Consider the following 15,500-nt stretch of genomic DNA (forward strand, 5'->3'; position numbering starts at 1 on the left):
GGCAGGGCACAATTCAGATCAGGGACATCGTGGAGACGCAGCGCGCGTCGACCCAGGTGCCCGAACAATAGGGAAGACTACGCTGGGCCGACCCGGCTGCAATGTGAAGTAGAACACACCCGGGAGGACATTTCTTTGGCGGAGTTGGACACCGCGACCGCTGTCGGTCACATACAACCGAACTACGGACTGCGCTCGTGGCCGACCTCGCCGGTGATCACGTCGCCGAACAGCTCCCAGGCCTGGCCGTTGAAGCGCATCAACTGCATCTGCTCGATCGGGAAATAGTCGTCGGTGGAGGTGTTGACCATGATGCCTGGCAGCATCAGATCAGTGTGGAAATTCTTCAGGCTAGTGGCCTGCTTCATCACGTTCTCACGGGTGAGATTGTCACCGCACTGCTTCAACACCTGCGCCATCGCCTCGGCCTGCACATAGCCGTAGATGTTGTTGGCGTTGGCCTTGTCGCCATCGGGATAATATTTGTCCATGAATTCGCGCCACTTCACCACCGCCGGGTCCTTGTCCCAGGTCGGGTCGGTCGGATCCTTCAGATAGACGGTCGAGATGATATCCTTGGAATAGTCGAGCCCGGCGGGCTTGAGCACCGAGGCGACCGAGGTCGCGGTATTGGCGAGGAAGAATTTTGGTTTCCAGCCGAGCTCTCCGACCTTCCGGATTGCCTGCGCCGATCCCTTCGGGGCGGCCCATGAGAAGAAGATGTCGGCGCCCGAGTCATGCAGCGCCACGATCTGCGAGTCGATCGAGGGATCGCTGACCTCATAGGACTTGTCGGCGATGATCATGCCGGCCTTGTCGCCGAGCCCGTCCTTCAGGCCCTTGAACTGGTCCTTGCCGGCGTCGTCGTTCTGCCAGAACACGGCGATCTTGCTGTTGGGGAAATGATCGCGGATGTACTTTGCGTAGATCCGCCCCTCGCTCTGGTAGTTCGGCTGGAAACCCATGGTCCACGGGAAATTCTTGGGGTCCCCGAACTTGGTACCGCCGGAGGCGACGAACAGCTGCGGCACCTTCTTGGCGTTCATGTATTTCATGATCGCCGAGTTCGAGGGCGTGCCGAGCGGCTGGAAGATCAGCAGCACCTCGTCGCTCTCGACCAGCTTGCGCGCCTGCTCGATCGCCTTCGGCGGCGAATAGGCGTCGTCATAGCTGATGAAGTTAATCTTGCGGCCGTTGATTCCGCCCTGGTCGTTGATCATCCTGAAATAGGCGGCCTCGGTTTTGCCGATCACGCCATAGGACGACGCCGGCCCGCTATAGGGCATAATGTTGCCGATCTTGACTTCGGTGTCGGTGGCGCCGGGATCGTATTTCTTCTGCGCCAGAGCCGGTGCCGTGACGAGCACGCCGGCAGCAAGAATGGCGAGGGCAGCAAGGCTTTCGCGACGACCCGGCATCGTTCTCTCCCCTATGTTTTGTAGTCTTGTTTTGCGGAGAGTGTCGCAAGGCCGTTCGCCGCTGGCAAGCGCCGCGATTTTCCGCGCCGTGAAACGACGGACCCGGAACTTACGCGGTGCGCCGCAGCAGTCTCAGCGCGCGCCCGTCGATCACGAGCAATGCGCTACCGATGACGATGGCGCCCGCGATCTCGCGCGCGGAGATCGGCTCACCCAGCACCAGCCATCCCAGCAGGATGGCGGTGACGGGAATGAGCAGAGTCACCAGCATCACGTTGGTCGCGCCCGAACGCCGAATGATCTGAAAGAAGACGATGTAGGCGAGCGCCGTCGACAGGGCGGCAAGGCCAAGCACCGCGAGCCAGGTCGTCAGGCCCGGCATCGAAAGATGCCACGGCTGCTCCATGGCGCCGGCGACGATCGCCATCATCACAGTCGATGCCATCAGCTGAAACGTCGCCGTTCCCAGCGGAGGCGTGTCCTTCAGCAGCCGCCGCGCGGCCAGCGCCGCAAAGCCATAGCTGAATGCGCCGCCCAGGCAGAGCAGGATGCCGAGCCCCTGCCCCGGCCTCGTTTCCCATCCGCGCAGGATGATGACGCCGGCGAGCCCGAGCGCCACGCCGGCCACCCGACGCATCTGCAGGGCCTCTTCGCCGGCCGCCGCCATCACCATCACCGTGAACAGCGGCGTGGTCGCATTCAGGATCGAGGCCAGCCCACTCGGAATGTAGGTCTGGCCGAGCACGATCAGCGAGAACGGGATGACGTTGTTGAGCAGTCCAATCGCGACGAACGGCTTCCAGCCCGCCATGCCCTTGGGAAGACCGATACCCTGCATCCGCAGCAACGGCAGCAGAATGGCCGCCCCAAGCGCGACGCGCAGCAGCACCAGCGTCAGCGGCGGCAATTCCCGCAGCGCCGCGCCATTGAAGAAGAACGATCCGCCCCAGAGAACCGAGAGCACCGCGAGCAGCGACCAGTCTCGCGCGTCGATCCTGTTATCGTTCGGGGACATGTTGCTTCACCTCGGCGGCCGAGCCTGCCGCCTAGAACGGCGCGAGACAGGCCGCCACCCGATTTCCGACAAATTTGCTCAGGAGGGGCGCCGCGAGCGAGCGTCACCGGCAATATCGGCGACAACCGCTCCGATCACCAGCGCGCCGCCAATGAGCGCATGCACGGCGGGCAGTTCGCGAAAAGCGACCCAGATCCAGAACGGCATTAGCGGCGTTTCCAGCGTCGCGATCAGGGAAGCCTGCCCCGAAGGCAACAAGCGCGAGCCGAGCATGTAGAAGGTCAGGCCGAGCGCGACCTGGAGGCAGCCGAACATCGCGAGAATCGCAAGGCTGTTGCCGCCGACATGGGCGATGTCGTGGGCAAAGGGAAGACTGACGAGGCTCCCCATGAAGTTCGACAGCGCTGCCGCGGCCACCATCGACGTCTCGCGATGACGCCGGACCACGACCGTCATGGCGGAGATGGCGAGCACCATCAGGCAGCTCAGCGCGACGCCGCCGAGATCGGCGCCGGCCCAACGCCGCCGACCGTGATCACCACGCCGGCAAAGGCGATCAGGCTCGCGGTCAGCGTACGCCACGTCGCGGCTTCGCCGAGCCACAGCCACGCCAGCGCAGCCGCAACGAAGGGCTGGGTGGCGATCAGCACCGCCACATTCATGACCTTGGTCATCTGAAGCGCGGGAATGAACGAGACCATGCCGACCGCGGACAAGGACGCGACGAGCAGGCCGCCCTTCCCCGGCACGACCAATTGCCACAGCGCAGCGCGGCCCTGCATCACGACAAGAAACACGCTGATCAGGCTGCCCGCGAACAGGCCGCGCCAGAACAGGATGGTCCAGGGATCGAACGGCAAGAGGCGCGTGAAGAACGGCGCCGTGCTCCAGGCAACTGCGGCAGCGATGACGAGGGCAATGCCGAGACCGCGATCCGAACGAGGCTGCCCCATGTTGATGCGCCCAGCTAGGTCGGCTTCTTCGGCCGCGACACCAGCTCGATCATCTTGCCTTCATCGTCGTCGGGCATTGCGGCCTTGGCCTGCGCGTAGGACTCGACCGCAGCGCGCGAGACCAGCGGCTTGTCGGCGAGCAGGCTTTCGGCGAGCTTCACCGCATAGGCGGCATCCTTGTGCCGCAGCGCCGCCGTAAAGGTCGCGCCGCTGAAATCGCGGGCGACCATGCGCTTGGAATGACGCTGCACCTGCGGGCTGGCGGCGACGCCGGCCTGGATCGATTCCAGCACCAGGTTCATGTCGAGCCCGGCCTGTTCGGCGATGGCGAGGCCTTCGGCAAGGCCCGCGATCTGGATCGCACCCAGGAGATTGTTGATGAGCTTGTAGACGGTGCCGGAGCCGACCGCGCCGAAATGGCGGATGGTCGAGCCGATCGGTTCGAGGAACGGCCGCGCACGTTCGAGATCAGCTGCGTCGGCGCCGGCGAGCAGCGTCAGCTTTCCGGCCGCGGCCGCATCCGGCAATCCCGTCACGGGGCAGTCGATGTAGATCAGCCCGCGCGCGTTCAGTTCGCGGCCCATCTCGCGGGCGTGGTCATAGGAGACGGTGGAGCACTCGATCGCAATGGTGCCGGCCTTTGCCGTCTTGGCCGCGCCCTCAGGCCCGAGCCAGACCGCGCGCGAGGCTTCGTCATCGGCGACCATGGTCACAACCGCATCGGCATCGATCGCGGCATCCTCAGGCGAAGTTGCCCAATGCGCGCCGCGCGCGATCAGGTCGTCCGCTTTTGCCTTGCTGCGATTCCACAGCGTCACCGTGAAGCCGGCATCGAGATAGCGCCCGGCCATGCCGTGGCCCATCCGCCCCAACCCGATGAAGGCGACGCGGGACATCAGTCGACGTCCTCGATGTCGGCGCCAGTGGTACCGAAGGCGCGCTGCGCCAGGGTTGCGGCCATGAAGTCGTCGAGCTCGCCGTTCAGCACGCCCGATGTGTCGGACGTCTGCACGCCGGTGCGCAAATCCTTCACCATCTGGTAGGGCTGCAGCACGTAGGAGCGGATCTGGTGACCCCAGCCGATATCGGTCTTGGCGGCCTGGTCGGCGGCGGCCTTTTCCTCGCGCTTCTTCAGCTCGATCTCGTAAAGCCGCGCGCGCAGCATGTCCCACGCCTGCGCCCGGTTCTTGTGCTGGGACCGGCCGGCCTGGCAGACCACGGCAACGCCGGTCGGAATATGCGTCAGGCGCACCGCGGATTCGGTCTTGTTGACGTGCTGGCCGCCGGCGCCGCCCGAGCGCATGGTGTCGACGCGGACGTCGGCTTCCTTGATGTCGATCTTGATGCTGTCGTCGATGACCGGGAACACCTGCACGCTCGAAAACGAGGTGTGCCGCCGCGCGTTGGAATCGAACGGCGAGATGCGCACCAACCGGTGCACGCCGGCCTCCGTCTTCAGCCAGCCATAGGCGTTGTGGCCCGAGACCTGGATCGTCGCGGACTTGATGCCGGCCTCTTCGCCCTCGGACTCTTCGAGGAATTCGACCTTGAAGCCGTGCGTTTCGGCCCAGCGCGTGTACATGCGCAAGAGCATCTGCGCCCAGTCCTGGCTCTCGGTGCCGCCGGCGCCGGCATGGACTTCGAGATAGGAATCGAAACGATCAGCCTCGCCCGAGAGCAGCGCCTCGAGCTCACGCCGGGCGACTTCCTTCTTGAGGTTCTTCAGCGCGGTTTCAGCCTCAGCGACGACGCCAGCATCGCCCTCGGCCTCGCCGAGCTCGATCATGCCGATGTCGTCTTCGAGCTCCTGCTCGACCTTGCCGATGCCCGAGAGCGAATCCTCAAGCGAGGTGCGCTCCTGCATCAGCTTCTGGGCTTTCTGGGGATCGTTCCAGAGGTTGGGATCTTCTGCGAGCTTGTTCAGCTCAGCGAGGCGCGCCGTCGATTTCTCGACGTCAAAGATGCCTCCTCAGCAGCCCGACTGACTGCTTGATCTCTTCTACCAACCGTTCGATTTCGGCGCGCATATTGTACTCTGATCTCGCGGAATCCCGCGTGCATTGGAGCTGGGATGTAGCGGCGGCGGCTGCAAAGCGCAACCGCCGGAACCGCGATCATCTGTCTTATCCGCTAGTACAGCCCGCCGGTGCCCGGCCGCATGAAGAAGCCGGAATCCGGCTGCTGCTGCTGCGACGCCGGCACGCCGCCGCGCCCGTCGGCATCGGCGACGCCGATGACCGAGTAGTTGTCCGGCGGCGCCGTGCCCGGCTTGAAGGCTTCCAAAATGGTTCCGCCGGTCTCGCCGGGGCCGGCGCGCATGCCGGTCTTGGAGACGACGCGCACGAGCTTGATGCCGGCCGGCACCTTGAACGGAACGGCGGGCTTATCGGCGAGCGCAAGCTTGAGGAAGTCGCGCGCGATGGGTGCGGCCAGATGGCCGCCGGTCGCGGCGTTGCCCCTACCGAGCGCGCGCGGCTTGTCGTAGCCCATATAGATCGCGACGGCGACGTCGGGCGAGAAGCCGACGAACCAGGCGTCCTTGGCCTCGTTGGTGGTGCCGGTCTTGCCGGCGATCGGCTTGCCGACCTCCTTGACCACGGTTGCGGTACCGGCCTGGACCACGCCTTCCATCAGCTCGGTGATCTGATAGGCGGTCATGGAATCCAGCACCTGCTCGCGGCGGTCGATCAGCTGCGGCTCGGCCTGGTTCTTCCAGCCGCCCGGCGCGTCGCAGCCGCGGCATTCGCGCTGGTCGTGCTTGAAGATGGTGCGGCCGTAACGGTCCTGGATACGGTCGATCAAGGTCGGCTTCACCCGGCGACCGCCATTGGCGAGCATCGAATAGGCCGTGACCATGCGCATCGCCGTGGTCTCGCCGGCGCCGAGCGCGTAGGAGAGATAGTTCGGCAATTCGTCATAGACGCCGAAGCGGCGCGCATATTCGCCGATCAGGGGCATGCCGATGTCCTGTGCGAGGCGCACCGTCACGGTGTTCAGCGACTGCCGCAGCGCGTTGCGCAGCGTGACGGGTCCCTGGAATTTGCCGGACGAGAAGTTTTCGGGCCGCCACACGCCGGCGCCCTGGCCCTGGTCGATTTCAATGGGCGCGTCGAGCACCACGGTCGAGGGCGTATAGCCGTTGTCGAGCGCGGCCGAATAGACGATCGGCTTGAACGACGAGCCCGGCTGCCGGTAGGCCTGCGTGGCGCGGTTGAACTGGCTCTGGTCAAACGAGAAGCCGCCGACCATCGCGAGCACGCGGCCGGTCCAGGGATCCATTGCCACCATCGCGCCGGACACTTCGGGGATCTGGCGCAGGCGGTACTGGCCTTYGACCGGCTGTCCCTCCTTGGTGTAGAGCGGATCGGCATAGATCACGTCGCCGGGCTGCAGCACCTGCGCGACGGACGTCGGGGTCTTGCCCTTGGCGTTGCCCTGGGCCGCCCTCGCCCAGCGCACGCCGTCGACCGTGACGATGCCGGTCTCGCGTTGCTTGCTGATGGCGCCGCCGAGCTCGCGGTTCGGCTGGAAGCCGATGCGCGCCGACTGGTCGCTGGTCTCCAGCACCACCGCCATGCGCCATGGCGAGATGTCGGACAGCGACTTGATCTCGGCGAGCTTCACGCCCCAATCGCCCGAAATATCGAGCTTGCTCATGGCGCCGCGATAGCCCTGCTGCTCGTCATAATTCACGAGGCCGGCGACCATGGCCTTGCGCGCCATGACCTGGATCTTCGGGTCGAGCGTGGTGCGGACGGACAGACCGCCTTCGTAAAGCTTCTTCTCGCCGTAGCGCTCGAAGATGTCGCGGCGGACTTCCTCGGCGAAATATTCACCGGCGAAGGTGTGGGCGCCGTTGGAACGGTTGGTGACGGCCAGCGGCTCCTTGCGCGCCTTGTCGGCGTCGGCCTGCTTGATCCAGCCGTTCTCCAGCAGACGGTCGATCACGTAGTTCCGGCGCTCGATGGCGCGATCGCGGTTGCGCACCGGATGCAGCGTCGCGGGCATCTTCGGCAGCGCGGCCAGATAGGACGCTTCCGCGACCGTCAGCTCGTTCACCGACTTGTCGAAATAGACCAGCGAAGCGGCCGCGATGCCGTAGGCGCCGAGGCCGAGATAGATCTCGTTCAGATACAGCTCGAGGATCTTGTCCTTCGAGTAGGTCTTCTCGATGCGCATCGCCAGCAAGGCTTCCTTGATCTTGCGGGCGAAGGAGACCTCGTTGGTCAGAAGGAAGTTCTTGGCGACCTGCTGGGTGATCGTGGAGGCGCCCTGCGGACGCCGGTTCGAGCCGTAGTTCTGGATGAAGAGCACGCCCGCGCGCGCCATGCCGGTGTAGTCGATGCCGCCATGCTCGTAGAAATTCTTGTCCTCGGCCGCGAGGAAGGCGTTGATCACGAGCTTCGGCACCGCCTGGATCGGCAGGTACAGCCGGCGCTCCTTGGCGTATTCGCCGAGCAGCGAGCCGTCGACCGCGTGCACGCGGGTCATCACCGGCGGCTCGTAATCCTGAAGCTGAGAGTAATCGGGCAAGTCCTTGGAGAAATGCCAGATCAGGCCTGCCACGGCCCCGACACCGACAAGGAACACCACCGTTCCCGCGGCGAACAGGAAGCCCATGAACCGCACCAGCAAGCGCATTATATGTTTATCCGTTCAAACTCTGGATCAGCTCAAGGCACCCAAAACAGGCGCCAACTCCACGTCGCGAATTCACCGGCCTACTCAATTACATCAGTGCCGGACCAAGACGCTTGCCGAACGGGATTCTCGCCGATTCCGGAACCCCCTGCGGCATTTTTATAAAGCGCCCGCTGTGGCCAAACTAGGGCTTTTGCAACGGGACGGAAAATCCCTCTCAATTCGACGCCTCCCGGTCGTCAATTCGACGATCCGGCCGTCGCCATCCGCTTGGTCAGGAACCCGTCGATCGCCTGCGCCATCGAGCCCACGGCCTTGGACCGCCACCCCTCCGAGACCAGATGCTCGAGGTCGCCCTTGTTGGAGACATAGCCGATCTCGACCAGCACCGACGGCACGTCGGGCGCCTTGAGGACCCGGAAGCCGGCCGACTTCAGGGGATGCTTATGCATCCGCACGGACGACTTCATTTCGCCCATCAACAGGCGGGCAAAACGGCTTGAAAAGGTGCGAGTTTCCCGCTGGGTGAGGTCGATCAGGATGTCGGCGACGTCGGTCGGCTCCTCCGCGAGGTTGAAACCGGCGATCGCGTCCGCCCGGTTTTCCGCATCCGCCAGCCGCTGCGCCTCGGCGTCGGAGGCCTTGTCGGACAACGTGTAGATGGTCGCTCCCTGCGCATCGCCCTCGGCCTTCGGCAGCGCGTCGGCGTGGATCGAGACGAACAATGCGGCCTTGAGCCCGCGGGCGACTTTGACCCGGTCGTTGAGCGGAATGAAGGTGTCATCATCCCGTGTCATCACCACGCGGAATTTGCCGGTCTTGTCCAGCCGGTCGCGCAGCGCCAGGCCAAAGGCCAGCACCAGGTTCTTCTCGCTTTCGCCGCTCGACTGCGTGCCGTTGTCGATGCCGCCATGGCCGGGATCGATCACGACGATCGGGCGGCCGTCGACCTTTTGCTGCCCAGCTTCCGGAGTTGCGGCGGCCGGAACCGTTGCCGGCGGCGCGTCGGCGATTGCGGGCCGCAGTTCGGGGCGTTTCTCGGGGACGAGCGACTGCACGAAGGCGGTCCGGTCGACCTCCTCCAGCTCGAGCACGAGCCGGGCCGGCTGGCCATTGGCGGCCTCCAGCACGTAGGACTTGGCGATCTTGGCCGGGCCTGTCAGATCGAACACGATTCGCGAGCCGCCGGGCATGACCAGCCCGTAGCGGAAGGCCTTGACCAGTCCCCGCCCCTCGACCCCGGTGCCCGCGGGCAGTTGAAAATTGACCTGGGGCACATCGACCACCACCCGATACGGGTCGGCGAGCGTCACGGCGCGGAATGTGACGGCCTGATCGATGTCGAGGATGAAACGGGTCTGCTTGCCATCGCCGGCCAGCCGGGCGGCGGACGCGGTTGGAAAATTCGCTACCGCAACAGAGGGTTGCGGCTGGCTTTCCGCCGCGCTCAGGCGCCAGGAATCAGCGCATGCCAATGCTGCGGCGCACAGAAGCGCGCATCCCAGCAAAACCCTTTGATTTGTGCGGCTCGTCACCGATTCAGTGCCTCCGAGCGGCCCTTCTAACGCAATAGAACCACAGGGTTAATCGCCGCTTAATGACAGATATACGAAACTCCCCGACTGTGACCGTCGTGCGACGCTCCCTTGCACGGTTGGTCCATTCCACGTATGTACGGAGTGCTGACGGCCGATATTTCCGGTTGTGTCGCGTTCAGCCTCCCGGTGCAGCGCCGGAACTCTCAAGGTTTGGGAATTCCAGCGTTTTTCCGTTCCCCTCAAAGACCAGCGCGGTGCGCGGCAGCGAGGTGGAGCGGGTCAAGCCCCGGTGGCGGACGGTCCCTGGTTACCACCGCGTTTCCGGGACGGTTTTGACAGCGACGTGACTCGTTACCCGGTCCCTTAATCCCAAGGGAGCGGTTCGTAATCCCCAAGGCGAGCGCGCTCGCGCCATGCCTGGCCAGCAGCAACTGATTGAGGGGCGGCCCCGCCGCCCAATGTTTCATACGGGCCGACGCTTGATGCGCCAGACTGTGCCGACGAATTCTGAAGGACCGTTCGCGACGCTGCGGAGTGACAATCCCGCGCGCCGCTTCGGCCCTCCAGCTTCCGTTTCGGCAAGGCGCGAGAGACGGCGTTTCGGCCTTCCCCTCACCCCCGAATCAGGTGGACCGTCGCGTCACCCGGCAGCGCAGATCGCGCCCACGGTGAATCGCGCCCGCCGCCGCCAAGAGTTAAGACATGCCCAACAAGATGTTGATCGATGCCACCCACCCGGAGGAGACCCGGGTCGTCGTGGTCCGCGGCAATCGCGTCGAAGAGTTTGATTTCGAGACCGCGCAACGCAAGCAACTGCGCGGGAATATCTACCTCGCCAAGGTCACCCGGGTGGAGCCCTCGCTCCAGGCCGCCTTTGTCGAATATGGCGGCAACCGCCACGGCTTCCTCGCCTTCAGCGAAATTCATCCCGACTACTATCAGATCCCGGTCGCCGACCGGCAGGCGCTGATCGAGGCCGAGGAACAGGCCCATCGCGAAGCCGAGGAAGAGAGCGAGAACCGCTCCCACGGCCGCCGCCGTTCGCGCCACCGCAATTCCCGCCGCCGCAGTCAAGGCGAACGCGTCCGCAGCGACATCGTCGAGGGCCTCGAGGCCGGCGCCGATCCAGCGGCCCAGCCGGTCGAGGGCGAGGTCCTGCACACCGAGGGCGCGCCGCACGAGGGCGAGCATCTGCACGCCGATGCGGAACATCGCAGCGAGCACGACGGCCACGAGCATCAAGACCACGAACATGGCGATCATGATCACCACGATCATGACCACGAAGGCCATGATCATCACGATCATGGGCACGACGACCATCATCACGATCATGACCATGGTCATGACGGCCAGCACGATCATCACGACCATGATCATGCCGACGAGACGCCCGCGCCTGTCGCAGCCTTCGGCGCCGAGCCCATGGTCGCGACCGAGACCGCTGCCGAACCGCAGGAGGCTATCGCATCCGAGGCCCATGCCGAGGCTCTCGCCGAAGCCGTGACCGCCTCCGCCGAACCGGCCGACGCCGTCTACGCTGCCGGCGAAAGCACTGATGCTCGCCATCAGGAGTCCGAGGAGGAAGACGACGAGGACGAGGACGGCGAGGAAGCCGAAGAGGAACACGTCGAATCCGTCGGCGGCGACGACGTGATGGAGGAGGTGCCGGAGCGCACCTTCCGCCCGCGCCGCCAGTACAAGATCCAGGAAGTCATCAAGCGCCGTCAGGTGATGCTGGTGCAGGTCGTCAAGGAAGAGCGCGGCAACAAGGGCGCGGCGCTGACCACCTACCTCTCGCTCGCCGGCCGCTATGCCGTGTTGATGCCGAACACCGCGCGCGGCGGCGGCATCAGCCGCAAGATCACCAGCGCCCAGGATCGTTCCCGCCTGAAGGAAGTTGTGCAGGATCTCGACGTGCCCGAGGGCATGGGCATCATTCTGCGCACCGCCGGCGCCGCCCGTACCAAGCCCGAGATCAAGCGCGACTTCGAATACCTGATCCGGATGTGGGAGACGGTGCGCGACCTGACGCTGAAGTCACAGGCCCCGACCCTGGTCTACGAGGAAGGCTCGCTGATCAAGCGCTCGCTGCGCGACCTCTACAACAAGGAGATCGACGAGATCTCGGTTGCCGGTGAGTCCGGCTACCGCGAAGCGCGCGACTTCATGAAGATGCTGATGCCCGCCAATGTCAGCGCGGTGAAGCAGTATCGGGACGGCCAGCCACTGTTCTCGCGCATGGGCGTCGAGAGCCAGCTGGACGCGATGTTCTCTCCGACCGTGCAGTTGCGCTCCGGCGGCTACATCGTCATCAACCAGACCGAGGCGCTGGTCTCGATCGACGTCAACTCCGGACGGTCGACCCGCGAGCACCATATCGAGGACACTGCGCTCAAGACCAATCTGGAAGCGGCCGAAGAGGTTGCGCGCCAGCTCCGTCTGCGCGACCTCGCCGGCCTGATCGTCATCGACTTCATCGACATGGACGAGAAGCGCAACAACCGCGCGGTCGAGCGCAAGCTGTCCGATTGCCTGCGGCAGGACCGCGCCCGCATCCAGGTCGGCCGCATCTCGCATTTCGGCCTGCTCGAGATGTCGCGCCAGCGCATCCGCGCCAGCGTGCTGGAATCCTCGACCGATCCCTGCCCGCATTGCGGCGGCACCGGCCATGTCCGCTCGGTTTCCTCGGTTGCGCTCCAGCTGCTGCGCGGCCTCGAAGAGATCCTGATGAAGGGCGCGACCCACAATCTCGTGGTCCGCACCCGCACCGACGTCGCGCTCTATGTGCTGAACCACAAGCGCGGTCATCTGCGCGACCTCGAGAACGGCTTCAAGGTCACGCTGGCCGTCATCGCCGACCCCAGCGTCAGCGGACCGCAGGCCTATCTCATCGACCGCGGCGAGCAGGTGCATACGCTGGAAGCCGCGAAGGCGCTGCTGGCGGCACAGGCCGCCGCAAGCCCGCCGCCCGTAGCCGAAGAAGTCTATGACGACGAGGAATTCGATCCGGAGCTGGAATCCGAGGTCGAGACCGAAGAAACCGAAGGCCTCGCCGAGGAGCAGGCTGGCGGCGAAGCGGCTTCCGACCAGGATGGCCAGCGCCGCAAGCGCCGCCGGCGTCGGCGCGGCCGCGGTGCCCCGCGCGACGGCGAGTTGCGCGAGGATGGCGCTCCGGCGTCGTCCGAAGCGGCCGTGGCGGCCAGCGAAGGTGAAGAGGATTCCGAGTCCGAACAGGACGGCGAGGAAGGTGAGGACCAGGCGGCCCGCAGCGAACAGCAGGGCAACGGCGATCGCCGTCGCCGGCGTGGTCGTCGCGGTGGACGCCGCCGTCGCGGTGGCAACGAGGAAGGTCTCGCCGGCTCCATCGGCGACGAGCTCGCAGCCAATGCGCCGTCGGAAGCGACCGATGCCGTCGCCGATTTCGACAGCTTTGGCGGCGAGGCTGCGCCCTCGATCGCGCAGGCCGAACACACCACCGCCGAGCCTGAGGTCAGCCAGCCCGAGCCGCGCGCCGAGGTGCAGATTGAGGCGCCGGCCCAGCCTGAGCCCGCTCCTGCCGCCGCGGACGACGAGCCCGCCGACGACAAGGCAGCGCGTCGCCGCTCCACGGTCCGGGAAAAGGTGAGCTTCCTGTCGAGCAGCGCGAGCGAGCCGGTAACACCGGTTGCGGCAACGCCAGAGCCGGTTGCTCCGCCCGCACCAGCCGCTGAACCCACGCCGGAAGCGGCAACCGAAACTCCGGCCGCCCCGCGTCGCGCCGGCTGGTGGTCTCGCCGGTTCGGCGGCGGCGAGTAGGCGAACAAATCAGTTGAGACCGCCCGGCCAAACCGGGCGGTTTTGATTTGGCAAGGTCAGTACGATGCAAAGCGCAATTGTTCTCGGCGGCGGCATGATCGGCGTGAGCGCGGCGCTGCACCTCCGGCAGCGCGGCTGGTCGGTCACGCTCGTCGATCGCAGGGAGCCGGGCCGCGAGACCAGCTACGGCAATGCCGGGATGATCCAGGCCGAAGCCGTGCGTCCCTATCCGATGCCGCGCGACCTCGCTTCGCTCCTGAAGATCGCGACCGGCCGCACCAACGACGTGCGCTACAGCCTGTCGTCGCTTCATCTCCATATCGAGCCCCTGCTCCGCTACTGGTGGCACTCGGCGCCGAAGCGGCATCGCGAGGCGATCGACGCCTGGGCGCGGCTGATCGCCTACGCGACGGCGGAGCACGACATCCTCATTCGCGAAGCCCATGCCGACAATCTGATCCGCCGCGCGGGCTACCGGCACCTGCATCGCGACGCGGCCTCCTTCGATCTCGCCGTCAAGGCGGCGGAACAAGACCAGCGTGAATTCGGCGTGAGGTTTCGCGCGCTCTCGGGGGCCGAGCTCGCCAAGGCCGAACCGATCCTGCGCGACGACTTGCCCGGCGCGATCCATTGGCTAGACACCTGGACCGTGTCCGATCCCGGCGCACTGGTCACGGCCTATGCCGAGCTGTTCGAGCGCCTCGGCGGCACCATCGTGCTCGGCGATGCCCAGACCTTGCGGCAGACCGCGACCGGCTGGTCGGTCGACACGGACCAGGGACGCATCGACGCTGCGGCCGCCGTCGTGACGCTCGGGCCCTGGTCGCCCAATCTCCTGCACAAATTCGGCTACCGCATTCCGCTGGTGCGCAAGCGCGGCTACCACATGCATTACAGCGGCGGCGCATCACTTGACCTGCCGCTGGTCGACAAGGCCGGCGGCTATGCCATGGGTCCGATGGCCAAGGGCATCCGCATCACCACGGGCGCGGAATTGACCGGCATGGACGCGCTCGCAACGCCCGTGCAGCTCGCCAGTGCCGAAGCTTCGGCGCGAGAGCTGATCGACCTCGGCAAGCGGGTCGAGCCCGACCCGTGGTTCGGCACCCGCCCCTGCACGCCCGACATGCTGCCGGTGCTCGGGCAAGCGCCGCGTCACCCGGGCCTCTGGATGAATTTCGGCCACGGCCACCAGGGCTTTACGCTCGGGCCCGCGACCGGCCGCCTGCTCGCCGAGATGATGAGCGGCGAGACGCCGGCGATCGATCCGACGCCATACCGGCCTGAGCGCTTTTAGCTGTCGGCGCGCTCGGCCAGCATCTTCCTGATGCGGTCGGCGTCTTCAGGCGTCGCCGGATTGTAGACGATCATGCTGAGATCGGAGCGGCCCTCGACATTGAAGCTCGAATATTCGAACGACATCGTGCCGTGAACGGGATGCCGGAGCCGCTTGGTGCCGTCGCCATGATGGCGCACGTCGTTGTCGCGCCAGAGGGCCGCAAATTCCGGACTTGTCCGGCAGAGCTCGTCGACGAAATCGGCGACATGCGAGACGGCACCCGCTCGCGCCGCGTCTGCCCTGAATGCGGCCACCACAAAGCGTGCCACACTGTCCCAGTCATATTGCGCGGCGCGCACGCGCGGATCGCAGAAGATGAAGCGCAGGATGTTGCGCTGTCCCGGCGGGATCGCGCCGTAGTCGGTCAGCACGACGCTTGCGGCGCGATTCCAGGCGACGACGTCCCAGGTCGCGGTGCGTACCAGCGCCGGGCTGAATGAGAGCGCATCGAGCACGCGTTGCAGCCGCGGCGAGACGCCTTCGCTCGCCTGGTAGCGCACCTCGGGCGGGCGGCCGAGGCCGATCAGGAACAGGTGCTCGCGCTCGACATCGGTCAGCATCAACGCGCGCGCGATCCGGTCGAGCACGTCGGCCGACGGCGCCCCGCCGCGGCCCTGCTCCAGCCAAGTGTACCAGGTCGAGCTGATATTGGCGCGCTGGGCCACTTCCTCCCGGCGCAGACCCGGCGTGCGCCTGCGGCTGCCGGAGAAGCCGAACGCGGCTGCATCGAGCCGGGTGCGACGGTCCTTCAGATAGACCCCAAGCAGGTTCTCGGCGGCAGTGCTCTCGCTCATCCTG

11 protein-coding genes are annotated in these 15,500 nt (G+C 65.7%); 2 read left to right on the forward strand and 9 right to left on the reverse strand.

Features of this window, described 5'->3' with window-relative positions:
- Positions 1-182 precede the first annotated feature (182 nt).
- From AC1DW2_RS11725 to AC1DW2_RS11760, 8 genes are all read right to left on the reverse strand, one after another.
- Entirely contained in the window at positions 183-1,418 is a 1,236-nt protein-coding gene (locus AC1DW2_RS11725) for an ABC transporter substrate-binding protein (protein WP_354123642.1), read from the reverse strand.
- Positions 1,419-1,527: 109 nt separating this feature from the next.
- A complete protein-coding gene (locus AC1DW2_RS11730) occupies positions 1,528-2,433 on the reverse strand; it encodes a DMT family transporter (RefSeq protein WP_354113156.1) in 906 nt (301 codons plus the stop codon).
- Between the two features lie 78 nt (positions 2,434-2,511).
- The gene (locus tag AC1DW2_RS11735; RefSeq protein WP_477006080.1) at positions 2,512-2,910 is read right to left on the reverse strand and encodes an EamA family transporter; all 399 of its coding nucleotides are present in this window, start codon (positions 2,908-2,910) and stop codon (positions 2,512-2,514) included.
- 8 nt (positions 2,911-2,918) lie between these two features.
- Entirely contained in the window at positions 2,919-3,386 is a 468-nt protein-coding gene (locus AC1DW2_RS11740) for an EamA family transporter (RefSeq protein ID WP_477006081.1), read from the reverse strand.
- Between the two features lie 14 nt (positions 3,387-3,400).
- The gene (locus tag AC1DW2_RS11745) at positions 3,401-4,282 is read right to left on the reverse strand and encodes an NAD(P)-dependent oxidoreductase (protein WP_283018754.1); all 882 of its coding nucleotides are present in this window, start codon (positions 4,280-4,282) and stop codon (positions 3,401-3,403) included.
- Positions 4,282-5,413 (reverse strand): peptide chain release factor 2 gene (gene prfB, locus AC1DW2_RS11750; RefSeq protein WP_166341001.1). Its coding sequence is split into 2 segments (ribosomal slippage): positions 4,282-5,343 and positions 5,345-5,413, totalling 1,131 coding nucleotides; the frame shifts between segments, so codons are not numbered across the junction. Before prfB ends, AC1DW2_RS11745 begins: the two co-directional genes overlap by 1 nt.
- Before the next feature lie 103 nt (positions 5,414-5,516).
- The gene (locus AC1DW2_RS11755) at positions 5,517-8,027 is read right to left on the reverse strand and encodes a penicillin-binding protein 1A (protein ID WP_477006082.1); all 2,511 of its coding nucleotides are present in this window, start codon (positions 8,025-8,027) and stop codon (positions 5,517-5,519) included.
- 239 nt (positions 8,028-8,266) lie between these two features.
- On the reverse strand, positions 8,267-9,562 hold the full coding sequence (locus AC1DW2_RS11760) for an N-acetylmuramoyl-L-alanine amidase (protein ID WP_354243240.1): 1,296 nt from the start codon (positions 9,560-9,562) through the stop codon (positions 8,267-8,269).
- Positions 9,563-10,267: 705 nt separating this feature from the next.
- Here AC1DW2_RS11760 and AC1DW2_RS11765 point away from each other — a divergent pair.
- Positions 10,268-13,363 (forward strand): Rne/Rng family ribonuclease, encoded by a 3,096-nt coding sequence (locus AC1DW2_RS11765; protein ID WP_477006083.1) that lies wholly within the window; start codon positions 10,268-10,270, stop codon positions 13,361-13,363.
- A 64-nt stretch (positions 13,364-13,427) separates the two neighbouring features.
- A complete protein-coding gene (locus AC1DW2_RS11770) occupies positions 13,428-14,660 on the forward strand; it encodes an NAD(P)/FAD-dependent oxidoreductase (protein ID WP_477006084.1) in 1,233 nt (410 codons plus the stop codon).
- Here the strand turns inward: AC1DW2_RS11770 and AC1DW2_RS11775 are convergent.
- Entirely contained in the window at positions 14,657-15,496 is an 840-nt protein-coding gene (locus AC1DW2_RS11775) for a helix-turn-helix transcriptional regulator (protein ID WP_477006085.1), read from the reverse strand. The genes AC1DW2_RS11770 and AC1DW2_RS11775 overlap by 4 nt on opposite strands.
- Positions 15,497-15,500 lie beyond the last annotated feature (4 nt).

The organism is Bradyrhizobium sp. P3_C3 (assembly GCF_056402655.1).

Coding starts and splice junctions, on each gene's coding strand:
- AC1DW2_RS11745 (WP_283018754.1), bottom strand. CDS start 4,282: ATGTCCCGCGTCGCCTTCATCGGGTTGGGGCGGATGGGCCACGGCATG.
- AC1DW2_RS11725 (WP_354123642.1), bottom strand. CDS start 1,418: ATGCCGGGTCGTCGCGAAAGCCTTGCTGCCCTCGCCATTCTTGCTGCC.
- AC1DW2_RS11730 (WP_354113156.1), bottom strand. CDS start 2,433: ATGTCCCCGAACGATAACAGGATCGACGCGCGAGACTGGTCGCTGCTC.
- AC1DW2_RS11770 (WP_477006084.1), top strand. CDS start 13,428: ATGCAAAGCGCAATTGTTCTCGGCGGCGGCATGATCGGCGTGAGCGCG.
- AC1DW2_RS11740 (WP_477006081.1), bottom strand. CDS start 3,386: ATGGGGCAGCCTCGTTCGGATCGCGGTCTCGGCATTGCCCTCGTCATC.
- AC1DW2_RS11735 (WP_477006080.1), bottom strand. CDS start 2,910: ATGGTGCTCGCCATCTCCGCCATGACGGTCGTGGTCCGGCGTCATCGC.
- AC1DW2_RS11775 (WP_477006085.1), bottom strand. CDS start 15,496: ATGAGCGAGAGCACTGCCGCCGAGAACCTGCTTGGGGTCTATCTGAAG.
- AC1DW2_RS11765 (WP_477006083.1), top strand. CDS start 10,268: ATGCCCAACAAGATGTTGATCGATGCCACCCACCCGGAGGAGACCCGG.